This window comes from Methylobacterium sp. GXS13 (assembly GCF_001455965.1).
Classification (GTDB): Bacteria; Pseudomonadota; Alphaproteobacteria; order Rhizobiales; family Beijerinckiaceae; genus Methylobacterium.
In genome coordinates, this window is sequence record NZ_LKKO01000058.1 from 185255 (window position 1) to 210823 (window position 25569).

Below are 25569 nucleotides of genomic sequence, written 5' to 3' on the forward strand. Positions count from 1 at the left end.
TCTCGGCAAGAGACTCGGCCGGACCAGCAAAGCCGGGGCCAGACGCGGCGTCAACGGCCACGCTTGTCGCGGAGATGCATCGCGTGCGTCGCGTGGGCCTCCAGCCCGGCGGATCCACGCCGCGCCGCGGATGGCCCGTCCTCGGTCGCGAGATCATCCAGGATCGGGCATTCGGGCCTTTCGTCGCCGCAGCAGCTCTCGGCGAGGCGCTCCAGAGTCCGGGCCATACCCTCCAGTTCGGCGATGCGGCGGCGCAGATCTGCGATTTGCTGCTCGGCGATCGCCTTCACGCCGGCACTGGGCCGGGCTCGGTCGCGCCAGAGCGCCAGCAGATCCGCGATGGCGTCGACGCTGAAGCCGAGATCGCGGGCACGGCGGACGAAGCGCAACGTGTGCAGGTCCGCCTCGTCGTAATGGCGGTAGCCCGCCTCGGAACGGGCGGCCGTCGGCAGCAGACCGGTCGCCTCGTACCAGCGGATCATCTTGGCCGACACGCCCGTGCGCCGCGCCGCCTCCCCGATGGTGATCGGGCCCGCGCTCATGCGGGCCTCGGCGACAGCGCCGTCGACTCGACGGACGCGGCTCGGCCACCGGCCCGGCATAGGCGCAGGGCGTTGCCGAGCACGAAGACGCTGGAAAAGGCCATGGCGCCGGCGGCCAGGACAGGCGACAGGGCCGGGCCGCCGAACGGCACCAGCAGGCCTGCCGCCACCGGGATCAACGCGGCGTTGTAGGCGAAGGCCCAAAACAGGTTCTGACGGATATTGGCCATCACCGCCCGCGATAGGGTCAGCGCCTCGACCAGCGCCTGTGGATCGCCCGACATCAGCACCACGTCGGCGCTCTCGACGGCGATATCGGTGCCGGTGCCGATGGCCAGCCCAACATCCGCCTCGGCCAAGGCGTGCGCATCGTTGATGCCGTCGCCCACGAAGGCCACCGGCCCATGCGCCGTCCTGAATCGCTGGACGGCCTCGACCTTCCCGCCGGGCAGGATGCCGGCGGCCACGTCGTGGATGCCGAGGCTTTTGGCGATCCCTGCGGCGGTGCGGGGATCGTCGCCCGTCACCATCGCGACGACGAGCCCCTGCGCCTTCAGCGCAGCCACGGCCTCACGGGCGCCCGGTTTCACCGGGTCGGCGACGTGCAGCAGCCCGGCGTGGCGACCGTCGAGGGCTAGGTGGATCGGGCTCTTGCCGTCCGCGGCCAAGCGCTCGGCCCGGGCGGAAAGGTCCGGGTCCTGAGCGATGCCGAGTTTTTCGAGGTAGCGCGGCGCGCCGAGGATCACGCTTCGACCCGAGACCCGGCCGGAGATTCCAAACCCCTCCAGCGCCTCGAAGTGCTCCGGCTCGGGGATGGCGAGGCCGCGGGCGCGCGCGGCCGTCATCACGGCACCGGCGAGCGGGTGTTCGGACCGGCTTTCCAGCCCGGCGGCCAGCGCCAGCGCTTCCCCCTCCGCGATGCCCGTGGCCACGCGAAAATCGGTGACGCGCGGCCGTCCCTCGGTGAGGGTCCCGGTCTTGTCGAAGGCCACCACGCGCACGTCGCGCAGACCCTGCAAGGCCGCGCCGTCGCGGAACAGGATGCCGCGGGCCGCGGCCCGGCCGGTCCCGACCATGATGGCTGTGGGGGTGGCGAGCCCCAGGGCGCAGGGGCAGGCGATGATCAGCACGGCCACGGCGTTGACCAGGGCCGGCCCGAGGGCGGGTGCCGGGCCGAGCACCAGCCAGGCCAGGAAGGTCAGAACGGCGACCCCGATCACCGCCGGCACGAAGCGCCCGGTGACCCGATCCACGAGCGCCTGGATCGGCAGCTTGCCGCCCTGGGCCCGCTCGACCATGGCGGCGATCTGCGCCAGCACCGTGGCGGCGCCAATGGCATCGACCCGCAGGTCGAGGCTGCCGCGGCCGTTGAGGGTGCCGCCGACCATCGGGTCCCCCGGCCCCTTGCGCACGGGCGCCGGCTCCCCGGTAACCATGCTCTCGTCGACGTAACTCGTGCCGGACACCACCGCACCGTCGGCCGCGACTCGCTCCCCAGGGCGGACGCGCACGACGTCGCCGACCGCCAGGGCCGAGAGCGGCACCCCAGTCTCGGTACCGTCGCGGATCACGCGGGCGGTCCTGGGCGCGAGATTCATCAGCTGGGCAATGGCCTGTCCCGTCCGCCCCTTGGCCCCCGCCTCCAGGGTTCGCCCCAGCAGGATCAGGGTGACGATGAGCACGCTGGCCTCGAAATAGAGATGCGCCGCGCCGGCGGGCAGCAGACCGGGGGCCAGGGTCGAAACCAGGGAGTAGAGATAAGCGGCCCCTGCCCCGAGGGCGACGAGGGCGTTCATGTCCGGATGGCCACGCAGCAGCCCCGGCACCCCACGCAGGAAGAAGCGACGGCCGGGCCAAGCGAGGACCAGGGTCGCCAGGGCGAGCTGGATCAAGGCTGAGGCCGAACCGCCATGGAGGCTCGGCAGGATGTGGCCGCCCATGTCGAGCACCACCACGGGACTGGAGAGCAGCGCTGCAGCGACGAGGTCGCGTCGGAGGGCGCGACCCTCGGCCTCCCGCCGGGCAGCCGGATCGATGCGCGATCCGTCATCGAGGGATCGGGCTTCGTAACCCGCCGCCTCTACGGCCGCGACGAGGTCGGTGATCGCCACGAGCCCTTCGGGATGGCGGATCGTGGCTTGACCGGTGACGAGGTTGACGCTGGCACCGGTTACGCCCGGCACGGCGGCGAGGGTGTGCTCCACGCGGCCGGCGCATGAGGCGCAGGACATCTCCGCCACGGCGATCAGGGTCTGCGTCTCCGAGACTGGGTAGCCGGCATTCGCCAACGCCGCCGCGGCCTCAGCCGGGCTCGCGCCGCCATCAAGGACAAGGTTGGCGCGGTTGGTCGCGAGATTGACCGCTACGTCGCGAGCGCCGGGCAGCGCCTTCAGAACGTGCTCGACCCTGCCGACACAGGACGCGCAGGACATTCCCTCCACGGGGAGGCTCAGAGAGACAGGTTCGGGCACGGGGGTGGTTCCGATCAGAGCATCCATGCCAGCTCAGATGGTGCTTCCCATCATGGGAAGGTCAAGGGCCATTCGGGTCGCATTGCCGAATCGCGAACCGGGCGACACACTTCGCTCTGCACCGAACGCGAGGCAGCCGATGGCCGAACCCCTGACCCTTTACGGCGATCCGGGCTCCGGAAATTGCCTCAAGGTCAAATGGGTGGCCGCCCATCTCGGCATTCCCGCACTTTGGCGTGACGTTGATGTGCCGGGCGGCGGGACGCGGGAACCGGCCTTCCTGGCCCTGAACCCTGCCGGCCGGGTCCCCCTGCTCGTCTTCCCGGACGGCGAGACCCTGTCGGAGTCGAACGCGATCATCTTTCATCTGGCGGAAGGCTCGGTGCTGGTTCCCGAGGCCGCGCGCCCGCGGGCCCGCATGCTGCAATGGATGTTCTGGGAACAGTACAGCCACGAACCCTACATCGCGGTGCGCCGCTACCAGCTCCATTATCTCAAGCGATCGCCGGACGACCTCGATCCCAAGCTCGCGGAGCGCGGTGCGGCCGCCCTGCAGCTGATGGACGGAACGCTCGAACGCACCGCCTTCCTCGTGGGCGACGCTCTCACCCTCGCCGACGTAGCGCTCGTCGCCTACACCCGCATGGCCCATGAGGGTGGGTTCGACCTTACGCCTTACCGGGCCATTCGCAGCTGGATCACCCGGGTCGAGACCGGGCTCGGGATCGGACCCTATGCCTGATCGGACGCGCGGGGCACCTCGGCAGCGGCTCCGTGCTCCGGCAGGCTGACCCGCACGATGGTCCCCTGCCCGACCGTGCTGTCGATGGTCAGGCGGCCCCGGTGGCGGTTGAGGCTGTGCTTGACGATGGCCAGGCCGAGAACCGTCCCGCCCCGGGCACGGCTGGAGGCCACATCGACCCTGTAGAAGCGCTCGGTCAGGCGCGGGATATGCTCGGGCGGGATACCGGGGCCGTCATCGGTTACCGACAAGACGATCCGAGCGCCCAATCGAGCATCCTCCTCCCGCGAGAGGGCGACGCTGACATGGCCGCCGCCATATTTTACGGCGTTCTCGATCAGGTTCTCGATCACGCGAGCGAGTTCGTCGGCATCCCCGGGTACGGGATAGGGGCCCGCACCGTCCTGAAACCGGATCGTGGCGCCCCGTACCTCGGCCGGCGGTCCCTGAGCGTCGACCATTTGTCGGGCGAGCGCCCCAAGATCGACCACGGTGGTCGGGGCTACGTGCTCGCGCAGCTCAATCCGCGACAGCGACAGCAGGTCGTCGATCAGCCGCGTCATGCGCTGGGCCTGGACGCGCATGATTTCCAGGAAGCGTTCGCGGGCCTGCGAATCCTCGCGGGCGGGCCCTTGCAGGGTCTCGATGAACCCGATCAGGGTGGCAAGCGGGGTGCGCAGCTCGTGGCTGGCATTGGCGACGAAATCGACCCGCATCGCTTCCAGCCGCCGGGCCGAGGTGAGGTCGCGCAGGAACAGCACCGCGCTGACGCCTGATCCGTCCGGCATCGGCAGGGCGCCGATCTGGACCTCGAAGATCCGCTCCAGCGGCACCCGCGTGGCCAAGGAGACGCGGCGTGGCATGCCGGAACTGAGGACAGCCTCTACCCCGTCAAGGACTTCTGGGCTCCGCAGCGCGAAGGACAGGGGCCGGGCTTGGTGCAGGGCCGGCAGAAGCGCCCGGGCCGCCGGGTTGGCCTCCACCACGAGGGTGCGGCGGTCCACCAGGATGACCGGATCGGGAACATGGGCCAACAGCGCCTCGGCGATCGCGTGGCGCTGGGCCGTCGCCGCCGGCCGCGGCGGCGGGGCCTCTCGGCCGCGCCCCCCGAGCCAGCCGCCGAGGCAGATCGAGACGAGTCCGGCGAGAATCAGCGGAAGGTCGAGATGCCCGGACAGCGCGACAACGGCGCCGAACAGGCCGACCGCAATCGCGGCGCCGGTCCAGGCCGTGGCGCTGCGCGGGCGTTCTGACATGATAGACGGCGGGCCGGAGTGGTTACCGGGGTCCGGGATCGTCGGGCCGCGGCCGCCCGGACGGGCCGGCAATCCCCTCGGGCGGGCCCGGATCACGCGCGCCCCCGGCACGCTTCACGATCTCGTAGAAGCCGAGCATCGCCAGGGCGATCACGAACGGCACGACGTAGTAGCAGCCCCGGAACAGGAGCAGCGAGGTCAGCACCTCGTTGCGCGGCAAGCTCGACAGGGCAAGCAGAATCGTGGCCTCGAACACCCCGATCCCCCCGGGGGCGTTGGAGGCGATACCCAGCATGGCGGCCAGCACGTAGATCGCCAGGAAGGTGGTAAACCCCAGCGTCATCTCCTGCGGCAGCAGGACGTAGAGCACGGCTGCCGCCGCACAGACATCGCCAATGCCGACGAGCATCTGGCCGATCGAGACCGAGGCCCCCGGTAGTTCCAGCCGCCACTGCTTGACGGTGATGCTGCGCTTCTTCGCCGAAACCCAGGCAAGGTAGCCGAGCACCAGGGCCAGCGCGACGAGGCCGATGCCCTGGTTGATCCGGATCGACGTGAAGGCGAGCCCAGCGAGCTGGCCGGCCTCGATGATCAGGCTCAGGCCGAGCACGACGCCCATGCCGAGCCAGAAGGTGAAACCGGCGATGACGGTGAGCGCCGCGATCTTGGCCGTGGACAGGCCCTGCCGGGCGTAGATCCAGTAGCGGATCGTGCCGGCGGTCAGCAGCGGGAAGCCGAGGGTGAAGCTCACCGCGTAGCTGGTGAACGAGGCGAGGGCAGTGATCCGGTACGGAACCTTGATCCGAAGCTGACGCAGGGCCAGCGCGTCGTAGCCCGTGAGGAACAGATAGCTGATTCCGACGAACAGGAAGGCGAGTCCGAGCTGCTCGGCGGTTGCCGCCGCGACGGCCCCCCGTACCTCCGCCCAGCTCACGCTCTGGACGAGCTTCCACAATACGCCGAGCGAAACCGCGAACAACACGATGCTGGCGGCCGTACCGATCCAGGCATACCGGCCGCGCCAGCTCTTCCGCGGAGTGTCCGCGGCAGCGTCGTGCTTGACCGGCTCGACCGGCTCCGCCGGCCCCCGGTGCTGTCCCTGAAAATTCATGCCGTTCGGCGTCCGCCCTTCCGGCTGCGCGGCCCGGCCGAAGGCCTGCGCCCGTGCCGGTTAGTCCCGGACCGCGGCCCGTTGCCTCGCCATGTAGGCCGAACCAGCGCGCAAGGCCAGGGAAGGCCCGGATGCAATGGTGGCCCGGTCCTCAACGGATGGCGCGGCAGAGGATCGCCGCGGCCTCCGACAAGCCCATCCGGATCCGCGCCGGCACCTCCGGCGCGGTGCAGACATAGGTCGGGCTCGGATGCGGGATCGCGATCAGGGGCAGGCCAGGGCGCAGGGCCTCGATCGCTGGTGCCACGCTGCCGGCGTAGCGGCCAGCGAGCACCGCCACAGTCAGATGCGGCAACAGGTCGAGCAGCGGAGCGAGATAGGGCGCCGCCGCGGCGAGCTCCGCCCGGCGCGGCGGCCGGTTCAGAGCGCCCTCCTCATGGATCAGCCAGGGCACGGCGTTCCAGATCAGGGTGTCGGCCCGGGGAATGCCGGCATCCTTGAGAAATCGGAACAGGTTGGCGGCGGTGCCGTTCGCACTGTCGCGGGTGACGAAGCCGGTGCGCAGCACCGCCGGCCCCGGGGTCTCCAGAAGCAGCAGCATCCGCGCCGCGACGCCACCGTCGAGCGGGTCGGGAATCGGCACCGGCGCGCCCCGCTCCACGGAGATCCGCTCGGCGAGGCTCCGTATCGGGGCGATATGGGGCGCGGTGATCAAGGCGCGGCGGGCGGCGAGCGCCTCAGGATCGGTCAGAGCTTTCGGCGCCTGCGGCTCAGGCAGCATCGAGGCCGAGGATCGCCGCGTCGAGCTGGCCCGTGACGCGGAAGCGCTCGATCCCCTCCTCCCGGGCAAGGCGCGTGTCGAGGCCTTCCACACCGCCGAATTGGAATCCGATCTGGCTCGCATAGGCGGCACAGGCGGCGCGTTTTCGCGCCTGCGCCTCGGGATCGAGGGCCATCCGCCACACCGGCAGGACGGCGAACAGGTCGGCCAGCGGTTCCCGAGGCGCGGCCTCCCGGACGGTATAGGGAAAGTCGCGCCACCACAGGATCGGGATCGGCACGGCGCGGCTCGTCAGGGCACGGACCGCCTGAACATGATCGACATGGCCGCCGACCGCCTGCGGGGCGAGGAGGAGGTCAGGCCTCTCCTCGGCAATCAGACCGGAGAAGGCCGTCTCCAGTACGGCCGCGATATCGTCATCGCTGTGGGGCGCGGAAAAAAGCTCCGGCGCGGAGCCATAGCCACGGTGCGGCGCTTCCCGAAACGGCAGATGCCGGGGCGGGGCGATCCCGAGTTCAGTGGCCGCGCGGACGTCCTCGGCCCGGCGCAGGGCCATGTAGTCGACCTCGGCCGACAGCCCCTTGTCGAGCTGGCAGGCCAGCGCGAAGCCCTTCGGATCGGCGACGCTGCCGGTGAACAGCGTCGCCATCACCACCCGCCAACCCTGTCGGGCCAAGCTTGCGAGCAGGCCGCCGCAAGAGAAGGCCGCGTCGTCGAGGTGGGGCGAGAGGGCGAGAACTGTCGGCACGCGGCGCGGCTTTTCGGTCAGAGGAGATGCGGTTCGGCGCGGAAGCGGCAGGTCGGATCCTCGGGCAGGTCGACAGAAAAGTCCGTGGCCGGACGCTCGTGATGCACGCGCGCGTAGACCTCCATGATCTGCCGGCCGACCGCGCTCCACGAATAAACCCGCCGGCATTCTTCGAGGCCCGCCATCGCGAGACCGCGGCGCAGTTCCGCGTCCGTGACGATGCGGGTGAGCGCACTGGCCAGCGCCGGAACGTCCCCAGGATCGACCAGCAGGCCGTTCTCGCCGTCGCGCAGGCAATCCGAGACGCCGACGGCGTGGCAGGAGACCACCGCAAGCCCGGCCGCCATCGCCTCGAGGATCGTATTGGAGAACCCCTCCGCATAGGTCGGCGACACAAACACGTCGGCGCGCCGATAGAGGTCCGGCACGCGGCCGTACTCGGCATAGCCGGTAAACGCGATCTCACGCGGGGAAAAGGCCAAGTCCGCAGCGAGGGCTTGGGCCGGATCCACGTCCGGCCCGATCCCCGAGATCGTCGCGGCGAACGGCGTGCCCTGCTCGCGCAGGACCGCCAGGGCGTTGATGAAGTCGAGCACGCCTTTCCGGCGGTCGACCCGGCCATGGTAGAACAGCCGGACCGGGCCGGCATGCGGCGTCGGCAGGCCATCAGATGTGCCTTGCGCGAAGCGGTCGGTGTCCACCGCACCGGGCACGATGGTGAACCGGGCGGGATCGGAGCCGAGGCGCTCGCAGACCTCGCCCACGAAGGACGCGCCGCCGATCAGCAGGGCGTTGGCGTGCGCCAGGACCTCGCACATCGCCACCCGGTGGGTCTCGCAGCAGGAACCGACCCAGTGGCCGTCGCCGCCCTGGATCGAGACCACGCTCGGTACCCCGAGCTTTCTCGCGGCGAGCAGAACCGCCCAGCCCGTGGGGTAGCCGTACTGTGCATGCAGCACGTCGAACGGCTTGTCCGCGTGCTCCCGGCAGATGGCGTCCACCATGGTGGCGATGTCGCGCTCGAAATCGCCCGACGTCTGCTCGCCGAGCTGCTCCAGGCCGATCACCCGCACCCCTGGCACCTGCGGCGGCGGGCCGCCGCCATAGACGCGGGTGCCGAAGGCATCGCCCCGGTACTGCGAGATCATCGTCACGTCGTGACCTGCGCCAACCAGCTCGCGCAACAGGTTCTGTGCGTAGACGCTCATGCCCGATATCGCCGGGAAATAGCGGCGGCTGAGGAAGAGGATTCTCATTGGGCATCACCGGACGGCCAGGATCCCCTCCCCCTTGCGGGGAGGTGTAGGGGTGGGGGTGGCGCAGACGGCACCAGGGCGCTCGATCTTGCAGCACCCCCACCTCCGGCTCCTCCCCGCAAGGGGGAGGAGAGGTGCGCGCGTCCCCTCACTGCCATTGCCGCCGTGTCTCCTGCTCGCCGGCGAGTTCCGGGCCCGGCCGGCGGCAGCCGCGCAGATACTCCAGCGCCTGCGGGATCATGACGTCGGCCCGGTGGCTCTCGCGGGACAGCTCGACGCAGACCAGCTTGCCGAAGCCGATCTCTTCGAGCGCGCCGAGCACGCCGGGCACGTCCATGTCACCCTCGCCGAACGGCAGATGGATGTGGCTGCCGCGCTTCATGTCCTCGATCGCGACGGTGCCGATCCGATCTGCGAACTCGCGGACAGCCGCAGCCGGTTCGCGCTCTCCAGTGACAAGGCAATGACCGGTGTCGAGGGCGAGCCTCAGTCCGGGCACGTCGAGGGCTGCGTAATCGTCCAGCGTCTCGATCAGCATGCCGGGCTCGGGCTCCAGGCAGGGCACCACACCGGCCTGCGTGGCGAAGGCCGCGATTTCGTGCAGCCCCTCGGTCAGCCACCGGCGGGCCTCGTCGTGGTCGACACCGGGCTTCGGCACACCGGCCCAGAACGACACCGCCTCGGCCGACAGCATCGCGCCGATCTCGACCGCGCGCTTGAGGAAGCCGACCCGTCGGGCACGGCCCGCTGCGTCAGCGGTCACCAGCGTTGGCTCATGCTTGGCGTTTGGATCGAGCAGAAAACGCGCGCCGGTCTCGATGACGCAGGCCAGCTCCAGCTTCTCCAGCAAGCTCGCCACCCGGCCGGCTTCCGCCGCCCAGGTCTCGGCGAACGGATCGAGATGATGGATGTCGAGCGTCAGAGCAACGCCGTCGTAGCCCGCCGCCTTGATCAGGTGCAGCGCGTCGTCGAGGCGGTGGTTGGCGGCGCCATTGGTGTTGTAGGCGAAGCGGAGGGTCACGCCGCCCTCCCCTGCTTCTGGGCGAGGCGGAATGGCGCGTGGTGGGATTCCGGCTCGCGGTAGAGCGGATAATGCCGGCCGACGATCTGCTCGGCCAAGGCGGTGTCGAAGAGCGGCTGGCCGCCGAAGCGCTCCAGGGCCTCCGGGGTGAGGCGCACCGGGCGCAGGGTCTCGGTCTCGGTGCCGAACCGGATCAGCGGATGGTCGCGCTCGATCAGCTTGCGCGTGTTGCGCTCGCCGATGCGGTAGTAGCTCATGGTCTCGACCTCGAGGCCGGGCACGATCGCCTTGACCACGCCGACGCTGCCGCCGAGCGGCGAGCAATCGACGTAGAGCAGATCGAACTCAGCCTCGGTGAGCCGATCGCAAGCGATCTTGCCGCGGGCATGCCCATCGGCAGCCTCGGTGGATGGCAGGTCCGAGAACCGCTTGGTGCTGCGCTCGCTGTACACGGTGTCGGCCAGCACGCCGCGGAGGTCTGCAGCCGGCATCTCGATCCATGCAAGCATGGCCTGCAGGGCGCGGCTCTCCTCAAGGTCGAGGCTGGGCAGCGCCTTCTGGATGAAGGCGTCGACATAGCCGGGCGGCGTGACTGTGGCAGCGAGGTCCAGCGGCCCGTGCCCGAAGGTCTTGCGCACGCGGGCCGCCTGGAATTCGAGCAGCGCCTTGCGGAGGGCCCGCTCCCGATCCGGATCACAGGCCTCGCCGCAGGCCGAGAGGGCGATGGGCGCGGGCGCCCGCGCCGGATCCTCGTCGTAGCCGACGACGTAGATATTGGTCAGGCCGAACTGGTCGGTGGCAAATTTCGGCAGCGCGCGGATGCCCAGATCCTTCAGGCGCGCCAGCATCGCGGCGTTCTCAGAGCCGATCCCGTCGAGATCGAGCATCACGCCCTGGTCGAGAGCGCGGAACAGCAGACCGTTGCCGTCGCGCTGCAGCAATTCGAGCACACCGTGGCCGAGCGCGAAGGGCACGTCCGGCCCTGCGCCGAGGCCGTTGGTGATCAGGTTGGTGAAGGGTCGATAGCCCTCCGACAGCTCGAAGTAATCGGTGGCGGCCACGTCGAGCGGCATCAGCACGATCTCGTCGGTCCCCCGCCGGATCGCCGGTGTCCATTCCAGCACCGTATCGCGGCCGACCGGAGAGCCCGCCGGCAGGCACAGGGTGAGCGGATCGGCCACCGAATTCGCCCCATAGACCCGCACGAGGTCAGCGTAGCTCGCACGCTCCTTGGCCCGCGGCAGCACCGCCAGCGAGGGCATCAGATTCTCGGCGATCTCCGCCACGGCGCCGATCAGCGCTTCCTCATCGGTGGCGCCGTAGCCGATCCCGGACGGCATCGCGCCGACGAAGAACGGATCGTCGAGGAACAGGGCCACGAACCAGACCGGAACGCCGGTGCGGTCCAGCGGCGCCAGCGGGAAGCCGACGATGCGCCCCTCAGGCAGCACGTCGAGATAAGCCCGCACCGGATCCGGCAGCGACTCCGGCAGCCCCTCGATCCGGCGCTTGGCGCCAAAGCGATAGGGGCGTGGCGCCTTGATCCGCTCGTGGCGGGCTCGGTCGTCCTGGTCGTGACTGAAATCTGCGTTGGTCAAGGCGTCCGTCCGGTTCCCTCGTAGCCGTAGGCTCGGGCGACGAGGCGCATGGTGTGGAGATCACGAGCCGCCGAATAGGCCGCTCGCTCCTCGGGCCGGCGCAACGCCGAGCCGAAGGCACGCACCTGCTCGGTGAAGGGCGAGCTGCCGGCATCGAAGGCCAGCGGCTCCGTGCGTCCGCTCGCCCCGTCCGTGAAGGTCAGAGATCCGCCGGCCGTCTGACCCATCGTGTCGATGGCGATGAGCTGGCCCTGCGTGCCGACCACCTCCAGGCGGCGGCGCGGCAGGGCGTCGGGGCAATTGTAGGCGACATGCAGACTCGCCAATGCACCGCTAGCGGTCCGGCCAATCAGCAGCGCGCCGTCATCGACGGCATAGTCCTGGGCGCGGCTCTGGGTCAGGGCGGCGAGATCCGCGATGGGCTCGCCGAGGAGGAAATCCACGAGATCGAGCCCATGGGGAGCGAGGTCCATCAGGGCGCCGCCACCGGCCTGCGCGGCGTCGATCCGCCAGTTGGGCTGGCCGGCTTCCGACCAGTCGCGCCCGAGCCAGCAGGCGTAAACGATCCGCACCGTCGTCACCGTCCCGATCCGACCGGCTGCGACCTGGGCGCGGATGGCCCGGTGAGCCGGATGGTGCCGCTGATCGAAGGCCGTGCCGTAGAAGATGTTTTGGGACTCTACCGCCCGCACGATGGCCTCGGCGTCACTGAGCGTCGCCGCCATCGGCTTCTCACACAGGATCGCCTTGCCGGCCGCCGCCAGCGCCTCGACGGCGCCCCGGTGGAGGTGGTTCGGCGTCGCCACGTAGACCGCCTCGACCTCCGGCTCCGCGAGGAGACCGGCGAGATCGGCATGAGCGCGGGCGCCTTCGCGCTCCGCCGCCGCGCGGCTCTCCGGGTTGGGATCGCTGACCGCCACGAGGCGGTGGCCCGCCGCCCGGATACCCGGGGCCATGTAATCGCGGGCGACCCAGCCGTAGCCGACGATGCCCCAGCCGACGGCGTCCATCACCACCGCTCCGGGAGATCGACGAATTCGCGGGCGCGGACCCGCTGCGTCTCGGCACCGTCTATGCGACCGTCGAAGGTCATATGTTCGGGGGCCGACGTCTGCATCGGGTAGGTGGCTCGGGGGGCGTATTCTTCGCGGTAGCGATCGGAGGGCCAGCGGATCGCATGGCCGTCGCCCTCGGGCTGGTAGAGCGGATTGAGCTGCACGACGGTTCCAGCCTTCGGCAAGGTTAGGCCGTCCACCACCGCGCGGGGTGCGGGGCGCATGCCAGGGCCAGCAACCACCGAGAACGCCTCGCAGGTGCGCAGCGCGGCGGGCTCCTGGGGCACCGGTGCCCGGGCTTCGACGAGGGCACGAGTCAGTTCCGCGTCGTCGTACACGAGGGCATCGGGGAACAACTCGGCAATTTCCTCGGCGGTGACGGCGCGACCGGCGGAGAAGCCGGGGCACTCGCGGTTGTGGATGTGGCTCAGGGCCAACCAGCCATCATCGCCGGCATTCTGGCGCAGGTTTTCGAGGAGACCGGCCTTGTCATCGAGGAAGTAGAAGGCGTCGTTGCACACCACGAGATCGACAGGCGCGCCGGGGATCGGCCAGTGTGGCGAGCCGGCATCGAAGCAGACGAGTTGCGGCCGGGGGCCCACGACCCAGTGGCGGGCGACCCAGAGCTTGGCGAAGACCACGTCGGCTCCGGCGGTCTTGCAGCCGCGGCGCTCGAGCTCCCGCAGGTAGTGGCCGATGCCGCAGGCAAACTCGAAGACGCAGCGCGGCTCGTTCCAGTGGGCTTCAAGCAGCGTCAGTCCGGCCAGGAACGTCGGGTCACTCCAACGGTGCAGGAAATAGTTGCCGACGCGGCCCCAGCCGAGGCGCTCCACTGCATCCCGCAGCGTCGCATGGCGACGGTCCTTGATGAGCTGGATGATTTCCGCCGGATCGGCCGGAGGGCCGTTCCACCAATCATCCTGATCGACCAGCAGAGCAGCGAGCGCTTCATCGGCCTCACCCGCGTCGAGATGGGCCAGAACCCGCTCGACCAGAGCCTCGCGGCCGATCCGCAGATACGGGATGCCATCGATGACGGGCCAGCGCGCACCGGTGCCGGCATCGCGCAAGGCATGCGGCACGTCGGGCTTCAGCACGTTGCCGGTTTGCGGCGATCTGAGTTCGAACGGGATCATGGGCTTTCGGGACCGCCCCGTCGCCTTGGCGACGGGGTCTGACGGACAACGCGGGTCTGGTCCTAAGGGATGCGCATGTCGCGCAGGACACGGTCGTGGAACCCCTTCACCGGTCCGGCATGGACCAGCTCCCACTCGTCGAGCACTGCCGCCATCGTGGTCGAGGCGCCGCGCAGATGCTGGGCGATCTGCAGGACCCGGTCGACGCAATCGGCAGCGTGAAACGCACGGCCTTCCGCGGTGGCATCGTCCGGCAGCACAGCCCGCGCCCGCTCGACCTGCCCGCGCAGGGGCCCGTCGAGTTCGGACATTGCCCAGGCGGTCGTCACGGCCATGATCGGGCCGAGATGATCGCCGAGCAGCATCTCGCCGGTGAAGCCGGCATCCGGCATCGCGGCGTTGTGGAAGTGATGCGCCATGGCGGCGAGGAACACGGTCCCGGGATCGGCCCGGTAGAACGGGCTGAGGCAGACGCCGTAGACCGCCACGATCAGGCAGTGCTCGGCATGATTCTCCGGGGGCTCCAGCAGGATCCGGGCACGGCCCGGGCAGGTCACCCCCGCCCGCGGCTGCTTCGCCAGTGCTGACACGAAGGCCGGCACCGGTCCGGGCCGGCCCGGCGGCCGCGGCGCAAGCCGGCCGCGCAGTCGATCCCGCAAGTCCGGATCGAGATCGCCGGTGACAGCGTCGAAGCCCGCCACCAGCACTTCCGAGGCCGCCGTCTCCGAGAGCCCCGCCGCCGCCAGGAAGGCGGCGTCGAGGTCGCAGAGGCGGGTCGCGGCCAACGTCGTCGCGGTGATGTCGAGGGCGACATCGTCCGGTGCGGCGCCGCCGGTGAGCAGACTCCAGCCCTGCGCGAATAGCCGTTCGGCGATCGACCCTTCGCGGCCCGCCGAATGGACGCGCTTGAGGTCGTTCATCTCGACGAAGAGTTCGCGCAGAGCGGCCGGCGCCGCCGCGTCGGACATCAGTGGACGCCGAGCCAGTCGAGGAGCATCGCTTCCTGCTTGCCGAAGGCGTGCTCCGGCCCGTGGCCGTTCTTCACCATCGGGGCCTTGAAGAAGGTCGAGAGCTGCTCCTGCACGCCGCCATCACCGCGCTTCTTCGCGAGATCGAGCACGCGGGCGATCTCGATCACCAGCGGTGCGGCGAGGATCGAGTCCTTGCAGAGGAAGTTGACCTTGATCTGCATCCGCTGGCCCATGAAGCCGGTGACGTCGATGTTGTCCCAGGCTTCCTTGTCGTCGCCGCGGGGACGGTAATAGTGGATGTGCACCAGATGGTCCTCGACCGGGTAGCCGAGGATCGAGTCGAGCACCGTGCCCTTGGTGTTCAGCTTCGACTGCAGCGAGTTCGGGTCGTTCAGGGCCAGCCCGTCGCGGTTGCCTAGGATGTTGGTCGAGAACCAGCCGTCGACATGGAGGGCGCGGGCCTTGAAGGCCGGTGCCAGCACCGTCTTCATCATGGTCTGGCCGGTCTTGCCGTCCTTTCCGGCCACCGGGACGTTCATCTCCGTGGCCAGCCCGAGCAAGGCCGGCACGTCGGCCGCGATGCTCGGGGTAAAGTTGGCGTAGGGGATGCCGCTCTTGATCGCCGCATAGGCGTAGAGCATCGCGGGCGAGATCGCCTCGTCGCTGGAATCCAGGCCCTTCTCGAAGGCGGCGGTTGAGTTGAGGGTCGGATCGTTAAGGTCCGGCCAACGCTCCGTGGAGGCGAGGTTCACCACCACCACCTCATCGAGGTTGCTCTCCTTCTGGAAGCGCCGCAGGTCGTTGGCGATGACCGAGACCGCCTCGCGGTGATCCTTGGCGACGATGCGGTTCGTGCCATCGATGTTCTTGCAGAACTTGGCGCTGCCGACCGCGGGCCAGGGCGTGATGCCCTTGAGCGCCTGGGCACCGTCCTCGATGTCGTCCTTCGACAGCACGCCGTGACCGGACGCAGCCGAGGCGAGGTCATCGCCGTTGAGGTCCCACCCGCCGAACACGAGGTCCTTGTAATCGGCCATGCCTGCCACGGAGAGGCCGGCGAGCGGCAGTCCATCCAGCCGGTTCGATCCGGATTTGATCATTTCGATGCCGGCGATGGCAGTGGTGGCGACAGCGCCACCCATGCCAACGAACGCGACGCCGACGCGGCGACCGGTCTGCATGCTCATCGGAAAATAGTGTCCTTGTGGGGACGCGCGTCGCGTCTGGGGAAAGAGTAGTCGACCCCCCCGGGGCGATATCTAACTGGCTCGATCGTGGCCCGTTCCAAGTCGAATGCGACAACTTTGCGCCTGCGGGGAGCCCGGCGCGGCCGGATCAGGGCGTTAAGGCGGCCTGAAAAAGCAGGGTTAACCCTTCGTTGACCGTGCCACGGTTGAATCACGGGGCCGTCCCATTCTGGTCACGGCAAGCGCCGATAGGGCCGCCGCCTACGAGAAACCGGCCGCCAGACGCCGGACCGACACAAGGGACAATCTGGAAGAGGACCAACGATGGGGGTTTTCCCGGAGCCGGCGCGTTGCGCCGACGACGTGAGCCGACTCGTGCCCAGCGCGAGCTTTTGTGAGACTGAAACCGTGGCGTGGCTGCCGCGGGCCGGACGCAGGAACGGGCGCCGGTCACTTTGCTGCATCGGCCGCAATGGCCTTCGCCGCCTCACAGGGACCCTGGCTTTGGGCGTTGTCGCCGGGTTCGGACTGCCGCAGGCGGCCTTCGCGCCGGCCTTCTTCGCGCCGTCCGCTCAGGCCCATGACCGCATCGACACCAGCCCGCGCGCTGCCCGGGCACTCGCCGCCGAGGGCGAGACCGGCTGGATGCAGGCAGGCGGATTGGATCGGGGCCTGCGGGCCGGATTCGCAGACACGGCGCCGACCGAGGGCGCTGCAGACTGGACCGGATTGCCCGTCGAGGACCAAGAGCCGCCAACCGTCGCCCTGATCCAAGAGGACCTCGCAACCCTGCCTCGGGTGATCCAGGAGCAAGGCGAGGATGCGGTCCGGTTCGGTGAGCGCAGCGTGCCGCGCAAGGTGGTGGACACGATCGTGAAGGCCTCCGATGAGGCCGGCGTCGATCCGGTCTACATGATGGCCTTGGCCGACAAGGAATCGAGCTTCGACACGGATGCCAAGGCGGGGACCTCCTCGGCGCAGGGCTTGTTCCAATTCGTCACCCGGACTTGGTTGGAGATGATCCGCGATTACGGTCCCCGCTACGGCCTGAGCGAAGAAGCCGCTGCCGTGAAGGGCCGGGGCTCCGCGATCACCGTGGCCGGCACCATGCGTGCCCGGGTTCTGGGCCTGCGCAACGATCCCCGCGTCGCCGCTCTGATGGCGGCTGAGTTGATCAAGCGCGACCGCGAGCGGATCGAGGCGAAGGTCGGGCGGGCGCTCACCACCACCGAGCTGTATCTCGCCCACTTCCTCGGCAGCGCCAGCGCCGGACGCTTCCTTTCGCTGTCCTCCGAGAAGCCCGACGAGGTGGCGGGTCGTGAGTTCCGCAGTGCCGCCCGGGCCAATCGCAACCTGTTTACTGAGAAATCCGGTGGCAAGCGCCGCAGCCTAACAGTCGCGGAGTTGCACGGTCGGATCGACGACATGATCGACCGTCGCCTGACCCGCTACCAGGGCGTCGCCGCAGTGGCGGGCGCCCCCGACAAGGCACCGACCTCGACCGAGACCGCGACGAACGAGCCCGACAAAGTCCCGGACAACCGCCGCGTGGAGGTGACGGAGGCGCTGCCCCCGGACGGCGTCTGATGCCACTCCGCGTCAATGCCCGCCTGCCGGGGCGCCGCCACCAAGCTTGACCGTTCTCAGGCTCAGCGCGAGTGGCACCGCACAGGCGGCCACCAAGCCGAGTACCCAGAACACATCGATATAGGCCCAGTAGGCCACTTGGGTCTGAAGCACGCTGCCGATCCAGGCGGTCGCCTGGCTCTGGGCCTCGACGCCTGCATAGCCGTGCTCGGAGAAGTACTGCGTCGCCTGCCGCATGGTCTCCTGGTAGGCCGGCGCCGCCGGGTTGACGCTCTCGACAAGCCGGCTCTGATGGAACTGGCTGCGATAAGCCAAGATGTTCTGGGCGAGCGACACGCCCATCGAGCCGCCGACGTTGCGGGCGACGTTGATCAGAGCCGAGGCCTGATCGGTCTGGTCCTTACGCAGGCCCTCGTACGACGCGGAAGTGATCGACAGGAACACCATCGGCAGCCCGATGCCGATATAGACTCGTGACCAGGCAAAGAACGCGAAGGTCGTCGTCCCGTTGATCCGCGTCAGGTCGTACATCCCGAGCGCCACGATGGTCATGCCGGCGGCGATCAGCCATTTCGGCTGCACGTAGGCCGAGGCACGGCCGGTGAGGAACATCATCACGACGGTGACGATACCGCCCGGGCCCAGCACGAGACCCGAAAGCGTGGCGGTGTAGCCGTAATATTCCTGCGTGATCTGCGGGATGAACTGCGTCGTCGAGATCAGGATCGCCCCGGTGAACATCATCACCAGGAAGCAGGAGCCGAACTGGCGATTGCCGATCAGGCGCAGGTCGACCGCCGGGTTCTTGCGGGTGAGGAGCCACGGGATCATGGCGACGAACGAGACGACCACGAGGACGCCCGACACGTTCATCAGGGTCGAGGTGCCGAACCAGTCCTTCCGCTGCCCCTCGTCGAGGATCACTTCCAGCGAGCCGAGAAACAGGGCGACCAGCAGGAAGCCGACGACATCGAACCGGATGCCCTTGCGCACCAGGGCGCGGCGCTCCTTCTTGGCAGCGTCGCTGTCCTCAATGAGCCAGTACATCAGCCCGAGCGCGATCACGCCGATCGGCCCGTTGATCAAGAAGCACCAGTGCCAGGAGGCGTTGTCCGACAGCCAACCGCCGAGCGTCGGGCCGATCACCGGCGCAACCACGATGGCGACACCGTAGAGGGCGAAGGCCTGCCCGCGCTTTTCGGGCGGAAACGAATCCGCCAGGATCGACTGTGCCAGCGGGGCCATGCCGCCGCCGCCGAGCCCCTGAAGCACCCGGAACAGCAGCAGCGATTCGAGGCTCCAAGCGAAGCCACATAGGATCGACGCGATGGTGAACAGGCCCACCGACCACATGAAGAACGCCTTGCGGCCGTAGCGCTTGGCCAGAAAGCTCGACGCAGTCAGCGTGATGGCGTTGGCCACCAGGTAGCTGGTCACCACCCAGGCCGCTTCGTCGGGCCCGACCGCGAGGCCACCGGAGATGTACCGCAGAGCGACGTTGGCGATGGTGGTGTCGAGCACCTCCATGAAAGTCGCGAGTGCCACCACGCCAGCGATCAGCCACGGATTGTGTCCGCCGGGGGCCTTATCGGAAGATGCCTGGCCCTTGCCGGCCATCGTGGTCACCGCACCGTGACGGTAGGCACGATCGACATGCCGGGGCCGATCGACACGTCCGTCGGCCAATCCTTGACGACGATCTTCACGGGGATGCGCTGCGTGACCTTCACGTAATTGCCGGTCGCGTTCTGAGCCGGCAACAGGCTGAAGGCCGTACCGGAACCGGGCTGGACGGAGGCCACCGTGCCGTGGATCGTCCGGCCCGGATAGGCATCGATCACAAGGTCTACGGGCTGGCCCGGACGCATGTCGGTGATCTGGGTCTCCTTGTAATTTGCCGTCACCCAGATGTCGTCCGGCACGAACATCGAGAGGCTCTGACCGGCCTGCGCGTACGCCCCGATGCCGCCGGTCAAGCGCACGACGCGCCCAGGCTGCACGGCCCTGAGCGTAGTATAGCCGAGATTCAGCTCCGCTTGCTCGACCTGCGCCTTGTCGCGGGCCATCTGCGCCTGAGTCGAGGCCTTCTGGGCCTGCAGGGAGCCGATCTGCTTCTGAGCGGCGACCACGCTGGCATTGGCGCTCTGCACCGAGGCTTGGCGCTGCTGGAGCGTCGAAGTCGCAGACTGCGATTGCTGAACGGAGCCCGAGCCGCGCTCCGCCAAGTCCTTGTAACGGGCCGCGTCCTCCTGGGCGAATTTCAGCGCCGCCTCTGCGGTGGAGACTTGGGCCTTGGACACATCGATGTTGGCGTATTGGGCCTGGATCTGGGCGTCGATGTTCTTGATCGCGGCTTCGTCGGCCACGACCTGGGCCTTGGCCTGCTCCAGGGCGATCCGGTAGTCTCGCTGATCGATCTGGAACAGCATCTGCCCAGCGTCGACATGCTGATTGTCGGTAACCGGCACCTCGACCAGATAACCGCCGACTTTCGGCTGAATCGCGATGCTGCGGGCATCGACGAACGCGTCGTCGGTGCTCTCGTAAGGGTGCATGTACAGGAGCCAGTAGAAGAACACGCCGACGCACAGCGCGACCACCGCGAGGCCCCCGAACAGGAACGCCCAGGGGTGGCGGCGCAGGATATTCGGTCGCTGTTCCTCGTCCTCCGGCTTGCCGTCCTGCTCGGGCTCTTCGTCCGAAGCACGCTGATCTTCGTCGCCCTCTTGGGCCAGTTTGCGCGCGGTCTCACCATCCGAATGGGAACCGTCGCGTCGAAGATCCAGAATGTCGCGATCGGGAGCGTCGGGCCGGCCTTCGGCCTGAACAGGGCGCGACGCAGGCTCGGCAGCCTGCCGCTGATCGTCAAACATGGCGTCTCATCACCACCGGATGGACCGGCCGCCGAGCGGCGGCCGGGCTGTACTCATGCCCGCCTCGGTCACCAAAAGTCGCCGGCCGCACCAAGGTTCCGCCCCGCGTGCGACCGTGCTCAGGAACGCTTGTCGCAGTGCGGCGTTCTGCGGGCGAACCGACTGGGCACGCGCGCCCGGCGCGTTCCGGAGTTCCGCCATGATCAGCACCCCGTCACCGACACCCCAGGGCCCGGGCTACGGTTCGACTGCGACGTCCCCATCCGGCATTCCACTCACCGGAGCCGCCCGGCTCGACGCCATGAGCGCGTCGCTCGCCCGGAACTGGTGGCTTATCGCCCTGCGCGGGGTGATCGCGATCCTCTTCGGCGTCGTGGCCTTCGCGGCGCCCGCGGCGTTCGTGCTGTCGCTGGTGCTCTTGTTCGCCGGTTACATGCTCGTCGACGGGATCTTCGCCATCGTCGGCGCGGTGCGGGCCGCACAGCGGCATGAGCGCTGGGGCTTCCTGCTCCTTGAAGGCATCGTCGATATCATCGTCGCCGTGGCGGCCGCGCTGGTGCCGGCGGCCGCGGTCTGGGCGTTCGTGCTGCTGCTCGCCGCCTGGGCGCTCGTGACCGCGGGCCTGATGATCGCCGCCGCTTTCCGGCTGCATCTCCATTACGGGCGGTGGTGGCTGGGACTGGGCGGCCTCGTCTCGATCCTGTTCGGCATCGCGTTGATCCTGGAGCCGGGCATGTCGGCCCTGGTCCTGACCTGGTGGATCGGCGCCTACAGCTTCGCGTTCGGCGTGCTCCTGCTGATCCTGGCCATCAAGCTGCGCAGCCGCCATGGGGCCGCCGGACCGGTCGTCGGGCGGTAATCGCCTGCGCCGGCCCGGTCATCCGCCAGTCTGCGTGGCGCGGGGCACACGGTCGCCGCTCCTCGATCGCTGCGGGCGGATATCGCCCGTTTGTCGATGGGACACGCACCCGAATGCAGCTTAGAACGCGGCATCGACCGGACAGGCCGGTCCCGGAACACGCATCGCGATGACGCCAGACGCGCCGGAGCGCGCCCCGACCGATTCGGGTCCCGCACAGGGTCCCGAGTCTGACACGCCGGATCCGCGAGAGGCCGCCCGCGAGGCCCGACGCGCCGCCGGCGACCTCTTCCGCCATCTGTGGATCCTGATCGCCGCCGCCGGACGCAGCCTCATGCGCCTGGGGCAGTCGGGTTTCGCGCGAATGGCCAGCGCCCTTGCGCGCAAGCGGGACGGCGCTCGGCCGGTGACGGTGGACCCGGCAATTCGCCCGGCAGTCGACACGGGATATGTCGGCCGCCTGCGGCGTCGGCCCGTGCTGCTCTCGGCCGGCCTCGCGATCCTGCTGCCCGCCCTGGCGCTGGCGATCTATCTGCTCGCCGCCCTCCTGACACTCCCGCCGCTCGGCGGAGCCGTCGTTGATACCGGCCAGCGGGCGATCACCGTAGAGGCCGATGACGGCCGGGTTTTCGCTACACGGGGCAGCTTCCGCGGCCAGAAGCTCACCGCCGCCGATATGCCTCCGAATCTCGCCAAGGCGATCGTGGCGATCGAGGATCGACGCTTTTACAGCCACTGGGGCATCGACCTGCGCGGCCTCGCCCGCGCCGCTTGGCGCAACGCCGTGGGCGGCGGCGTCCGCGAGGGCGGCTCGACGATCACCCAGCAATATGTCCGCCTGACCTCCCTCAATCAGGAGAAGACGCTCTGGCGCAAGGTCCAGGAAGCGTTCCTGGCCCTGCGGGTCGAGACGACGATGAGCAAGGACGAGATCCTGCTCGGCTATCTTGACGCCGCTTATTTCGGCGCTGGCGCCTACGGGGCGGACGCTGCGGCCCGGCGCTATTTCGGCAAACCGGCCAAGGCCCTGACCCTGCCCGAGGCGGCCATGCTAGCCGGGCTGGTGCGAGCGCCCTCGCAGCTCGCCCCGACCCGCAACCTCGGCGGCGCCAAGGAGCGGGCCGACGTGGTGCTGCAAGCCATGGTCGAGACCGGTGCAATCACGCAAGCCGAGGCCGACGCGGCGCGCAAGCAGAGCGTGACCCTGAAGTCGCCGCCCGAGGCGCCACCAGGCACCAACTACTTTCTCGACATGATCGCCGGCGACGTGAAGCGTCTGGCCGGGATCGACGGCGACATGACGGTGCGGTCGACCCTCAATCTCGACCTGCAGAGCCTCGCCGAAGGCGTCGTCGCCCGGCGACTGGACAAGGACGGGGCCAAGCGCAAGGTCGGCCAGGCCGCCATGGTGGTACTGTCGAAGACCGGCGCGATCCTCGCCATGGTCGGCGGCCGGGATTACGAGGACAGCCAGTTCAACCGTGCGGTCCAGGCGAAGCGGCAGCCAGGCTCGCTGTTCAAGCTCCTGGTCTACCTCACGGCCTACGAGCAGGGCCTTACGCCCGAGACCGTCATGGACGATCGTCCGGTGCGGATCGGCGACTGGGAGCCCGAGAACGACGACGGGCGCTATCGCGGGCCGGTGCCGCTGCGGACCGCCTTCGCGCTCTCGATCAACACGGTGGCGGCCCAGTTGGGTCAGGATGTCGGCATTCCGGCGGTGATCGCCACAGCGCGCAAGCTGGGAATCCAATCCGAATTGCCGAACGTACCGAGCCTCGTCCTCGGGTCAGGTACCGTCAGCCTACTGGAGATGACCCGCGCTTACGGCTCCGTGCTCTCCGGCCGCGCACCCCTCGCAAGCTTCGGCATCCACGCGATCCGCGGCGCGGCCCCGCAGCCGCTCTACGTCCGGGCCGAACCGGCGCCCACCGCCACCCTGGCGCAGGAGCCGCGCCAGATGATGCTCGATTCACTGCAGGCAGTGGTCGAATCCGGAACCGGCCGGGCAGCACGGGTGCCCGGCCAGATCATCGGCGGCAAGACCGGCACCAGCCAGGATTTTCGGGATGCTTGGTTCGTCGGCATGACCCCGGAGCTCGTGGTCGGGGTCTGGATCGGCAACGACGACGACAGCCCGATGAACCGGATGTTCGGCGGCGAGATGCCGGCCGGCATCTTCCACGATTTCGTCCAGCGCGCCTCCGCCCAGCTGGCCAAGGGCCGACCGCGCCCCTCGGCGGAACGGGCCGAGCCGGCGCCGGGCGCCGCCGCGGCGCCGCCGTCGACCCCGGTGGCATCCGCCGAAATCCGGGGCGTGCCCGAGGTGATCGATACCGGAACCCTCTCGCTGCGCGGGCGGACCGTACGCCTGCTCGGCGTCGTCGGCGAGCGCGGCCACCTCGCCCGCCAGCTTGCGAACTACCTGCGCCGCCGCGAGGTGGTCTGTACCGTCTCGGACGGCGCCACGGGCCGCTGCCGGATCGAGGGCGACGACCTCGCCGCCTTGATCCTCACGGCGGGCGGCGCGCGTGCCGCAGAGGATGCGCCCCCGGACCTGCTCGGCGCCGAGGAGCAGGCTCGGGCCGAGCGCGTCGGCCTGTGGGGGCGGTGACCCTCTAGTTCGCGCCGAGCTTGGCGAGCGTCAGCGGATCGGGCTCGCCGTCAAAATATCGCACCATCGCCGCGGCGAAGAGCGGCTCCTGCGGCGCGGCGCGCGTGAACAGCGTCATGCTCGAGCGGAATTTCACGTCGTCGGGCGAACCGAAGAGCACGTGCGCCGAGCGGCCGGTGACGCCGTTCACCGCCGCCGTACAGGCGCGCAGGCGGTCGCCGAGCACGGGATGAGCGAGGTATGCCCTGGCCTCGTCGAGGGAACCGATGGCATAGCGCTGCGCCATCGGGCTGAAGCCCAGGCCGGCGATCTGCGGGAAGATGAACCACATCCAATGACTGCGTTTCTCTCCGGCCCGAAGCTCGGCAAGCGCCCGCTCATGAACACCCTCCTGCGCGGCGACGAAACGCTCGAGATTGTACGGTTCAGCCATGGTCCCGCTCCGCTCTGCACGGAACCAACCCAGCGGCGGTCGATCGGATGCGTACAGCGCCGAGGCCGGATCGAGTAAGCGCTCGAGATGCTCGACGCGCTTCTCGACTTCATGATCGCCAACCCCGCGGCGAGCCACGCCCTCACAGCCCTGCCAGAGACCGCCGGGGTCGCCACCGCCATGCGCTGGCTGCGCATCCCCCGGCCCGAGGCGACCGCGGCCTTGGTGGTCTCGACCTACTATTTTGGCCGCGAGGCCGGACAGCGCGAGCATGACAACAAGCATGCCGGCTGGGACGCCGTTCAAGCGCATCTGGGTGCCGAGTTCCTGTATGGCTGGTCGCTGCCGAACCTCCAGCAATGGCTGGCGCCGACCCTCACCGCCTGGGCTGTCGCGGCCACGATCTGTCTGATTCGCCGTCACACTGCGCGGCGGCGCTGATCAGACGGTCCATCCGGACCTATCTGCGAAGATGAATCGCACAGCCGAACACGGAGACGCTTGATGCCGCAGATCGCCATCCGGGGGCTTGAGCTCCGCTACCGCCTCGAAGGCCCGGAGGGCGCCCCCGTAGTGGCCTTCTCGAACTCGCTGGGCGCGACGCTGGAGATGTGGGACGCGGTGTTGCCGATGTTGGCCGGACGCTTCCGGACCCTTCGCTACGACACGCGCGGTCATGGCGGTTCGGAAACGCGCGACCGGCCCACCGAGATCGCGGATCTGGCGGGCGACCTCACCGGACTGCTTGACGCCCTCGGGATCGACCGTGCCCATCTGGTCGGGCTCTCGTTGGGCGGCATGACTGTGCAGGCCCTGGCGAGCGCCGAACCGGAGCGTATCCCGAGCGTGACCCTGATGGCGACGGCGGCTCATCTGCCGAGCCCGCAGATGTGGAACGAGCGCGCGGCCACGGCACGGTCGCAAGGAACCGGGGCTCTTGCGGACGCGACCCTGGCGCGCTGGTTTACGGCGGCTTTCGCGGAGTGCGCACCCGAGGCCATGCAGATCGTGCGCGAGCGCTTCGTCACCTGCGACCGGACCGGCTACGCGGTCTGTTGCGAGGCGATCGGCCGAATGGACCTGCGGCCGGCTTTGTCGCGCATCGCGGCACCGACCCTGGTCATGGCTGGACGCGACGACCCATCGACACCTCCGGCCATGGCGGAAGAGATTTGCGCCGGCATCGCCCAAGCCGAGCTGGTTGTGCTCCCCCGGGCAGCGCATCTCCTTGCCATCGAGCGCGCCGATGCAGTCGGCAGCTACCTGCGCGCCTTCCTGGACCGCTGCAAGGCGGCCCATGCCTGAGCGTTCAGGCCCCCGCGGACAAT

Annotated in this window: 22 protein-coding genes; 6 read left to right on the plus strand and 16 right to left on the minus strand. The window is 69.2% G+C overall.

The genetic code is table 11. The features are described 5' to 3' along the window. Positions 1 to 50: 50 nt before the first annotated feature. Entirely contained in the window at positions 51 to 542 is a 492-nt protein-coding gene (gene cueR / locus AO398_RS20710) for a Cu(I)-responsive transcriptional regulator (RefSeq protein WP_058194069.1), read from the minus strand. Continuing rightward, entirely contained in the window at positions 539 to 3040 is a 2502-nt protein-coding gene (locus tag AO398_RS20715) for a heavy metal translocating P-type ATPase (protein WP_058194070.1), read from the minus strand. The genes cueR and AO398_RS20715 overlap by 4 nt, the downstream gene beginning before the upstream one ends. 112 nt (positions 3041 to 3152) lie before the next feature. Between AO398_RS20715 and AO398_RS20720 the strand changes: the two genes are divergently transcribed. Further along, a complete protein-coding gene (locus tag AO398_RS20720; RefSeq protein WP_058194071.1) occupies positions 3153 to 3755 on the plus strand; it encodes a glutathione S-transferase family protein in 603 nt (200 codons plus the stop codon). Here the strand turns inward: AO398_RS20720 and AO398_RS20725 are convergent. From AO398_RS20725 to AO398_RS20775, 11 genes are all read right to left on the minus strand, one after another. Then, positions 3746 to 5011, minus strand: coding sequence for an ATP-binding protein (locus AO398_RS20725; protein ID WP_058194121.1), 1266 nt, complete (start codon positions 5009 to 5011; stop codon positions 3746 to 3748). The two genes, AO398_RS20720 and AO398_RS20725, sit on opposite strands and share 10 nt — an antisense overlap. A gap of 22 nt (positions 5012 to 5033) precedes the next feature. Then, on the minus strand, positions 5034 to 6122 hold the full coding sequence (locus AO398_RS20730; RefSeq protein ID WP_058194072.1) for a lysylphosphatidylglycerol synthase domain-containing protein: 1089 nt from the start codon (positions 6120 to 6122) through the stop codon (positions 5034 to 5036). 151 nt (positions 6123 to 6273) lie between these two features. Further along, positions 6274 to 6903 (minus strand): uracil-DNA glycosylase, encoded by a 630-nt coding sequence (locus AO398_RS20735; protein WP_058194073.1) that lies wholly within the window; start codon positions 6901 to 6903, stop codon positions 6274 to 6276. Next, complete coding sequence (locus AO398_RS20740; protein WP_058194074.1) at positions 6893 to 7651, minus strand: PIG-L family deacetylase; 759 nt, start codon at positions 7649 to 7651, stop codon at positions 6893 to 6895. Before AO398_RS20740 ends, AO398_RS20735 begins: the two co-directional genes overlap by 11 nt. Before the next feature lie 17 nt (positions 7652 to 7668). After that, positions 7669 to 8907 (minus strand): glycosyltransferase family 4 protein, encoded by a 1239-nt coding sequence (locus AO398_RS20745; protein ID WP_058194075.1) that lies wholly within the window; start codon positions 8905 to 8907, stop codon positions 7669 to 7671. Between the two features lie 148 nt (positions 8908 to 9055). Continuing rightward, the gene (locus AO398_RS20750) at positions 9056 to 9928 is read right to left on the minus strand and encodes a sugar phosphate isomerase/epimerase family protein (RefSeq protein WP_058194076.1); all 873 of its coding nucleotides are present in this window, start codon (positions 9926 to 9928) and stop codon (positions 9056 to 9058) included. Beyond that, the gene (locus AO398_RS20755; protein ID WP_058194077.1) at positions 9925 to 11526 is read right to left on the minus strand and encodes a YcaO-like family protein; all 1602 of its coding nucleotides are present in this window, start codon (positions 11524 to 11526) and stop codon (positions 9925 to 9927) included. The genes AO398_RS20750 and AO398_RS20755 overlap by 4 nt, the downstream gene beginning before the upstream one ends. Next, positions 11523 to 12536 (minus strand): Gfo/Idh/MocA family oxidoreductase, encoded by a 1014-nt coding sequence (locus AO398_RS20760; protein WP_058194078.1) that lies wholly within the window; start codon positions 12534 to 12536, stop codon positions 11523 to 11525. The genes AO398_RS20755 and AO398_RS20760 overlap by 4 nt, the downstream gene beginning before the upstream one ends. Then, on the minus strand, positions 12536 to 13717 hold the full coding sequence (locus tag AO398_RS20765; RefSeq protein WP_058194079.1) for a methyltransferase domain-containing protein: 1182 nt from the start codon (positions 13715 to 13717) through the stop codon (positions 12536 to 12538). The genes AO398_RS20760 and AO398_RS20765 overlap by 1 nt, the downstream gene beginning before the upstream one ends. 62 nt (positions 13718 to 13779) lie before the next feature. Continuing rightward, positions 13780 to 14685 carry a hypothetical protein gene (locus AO398_RS20770; protein ID WP_058194080.1) on the minus strand — a complete coding sequence of 302 codons (906 nt, stop codon included), beginning with the start codon at positions 14683 to 14685 and terminating at the stop codon, positions 13780 to 13782. Next, entirely contained in the window at positions 14685 to 15875 is a 1191-nt protein-coding gene (locus tag AO398_RS20775; RefSeq protein ID WP_058194081.1) for an inositol-3-phosphate synthase, read from the minus strand. Before AO398_RS20775 ends, AO398_RS20770 begins: the two co-directional genes overlap by 1 nt. A gap of 324 nt (positions 15876 to 16199) precedes the next feature. Here AO398_RS20775 and AO398_RS20780 point away from each other — a divergent pair, with 324 nt between their 5' ends. Then, a complete protein-coding gene (locus AO398_RS20780; protein WP_058194082.1) occupies positions 16200 to 17462 on the plus strand; it encodes a transglycosylase SLT domain-containing protein in 1263 nt (420 codons plus the stop codon). Positions 17463 to 17474: 12 nt separating this feature from the next. Here the strand turns inward: AO398_RS20780 and AO398_RS20785 are convergent, their stop codons facing one another. After that, positions 17475 to 19079 (minus strand): DHA2 family efflux MFS transporter permease subunit, encoded by a 1605-nt coding sequence (locus AO398_RS20785; RefSeq protein WP_058194122.1) that lies wholly within the window; start codon positions 19077 to 19079, stop codon positions 17475 to 17477. Positions 19080 to 19084: 5 nt separating this feature from the next. Further along, the gene (locus AO398_RS20790) at positions 19085 to 20335 is read right to left on the minus strand and encodes an HlyD family secretion protein (protein ID WP_058194083.1); all 1251 of its coding nucleotides are present in this window, start codon (positions 20333 to 20335) and stop codon (positions 19085 to 19087) included. A 199-nt stretch (positions 20336 to 20534) separates the two neighbouring features. On the opposite strand from AO398_RS20790, the gene AO398_RS20795 reads away from it, so the two are divergent. Together AO398_RS20795 and AO398_RS20800 are read left to right on the plus strand one after the other, a co-directional pair. Next, complete coding sequence (locus AO398_RS20795) at positions 20535 to 21194, plus strand: DUF308 domain-containing protein (RefSeq protein WP_058194084.1); 660 nt, start codon at positions 20535 to 20537, stop codon at positions 21192 to 21194. Between the two features lie 169 nt (positions 21195 to 21363). Further along, on the plus strand, positions 21364 to 23808 hold the full coding sequence (locus AO398_RS20800) for a PBP1A family penicillin-binding protein (RefSeq protein ID WP_058194085.1): 2445 nt from the start codon (positions 21364 to 21366) through the stop codon (positions 23806 to 23808). Between the two features lie 4 nt (positions 23809 to 23812). On the opposite strand, the gene AO398_RS20805 is transcribed toward AO398_RS20800, so the two are convergent. Next, the gene (locus AO398_RS20805; RefSeq protein WP_058194086.1) at positions 23813 to 24241 is read right to left on the minus strand and encodes a DUF1810 domain-containing protein; all 429 of its coding nucleotides are present in this window, start codon (positions 24239 to 24241) and stop codon (positions 23813 to 23815) included. Between the two features lie 87 nt (positions 24242 to 24328). On the opposite strand from AO398_RS20805, the gene AO398_RS20810 reads away from it, so the two are divergent. Both AO398_RS20810 and pcaD read left to right on the plus strand, forming a co-directional pair. After that, positions 24329 to 24682 carry a hypothetical protein gene (locus AO398_RS20810; RefSeq protein WP_058194087.1) on the plus strand — a complete coding sequence of 118 codons (354 nt, stop codon included), beginning with the start codon at positions 24329 to 24331 and terminating at the stop codon, positions 24680 to 24682. A gap of 63 nt (positions 24683 to 24745) precedes the next feature. Then, a complete protein-coding gene (gene pcaD, locus AO398_RS20815; RefSeq protein ID WP_058194088.1) occupies positions 24746 to 25546 on the plus strand; it encodes a 3-oxoadipate enol-lactonase in 801 nt (266 codons plus the stop codon). Positions 25547 to 25569: the final 23 nt, after the last annotated feature.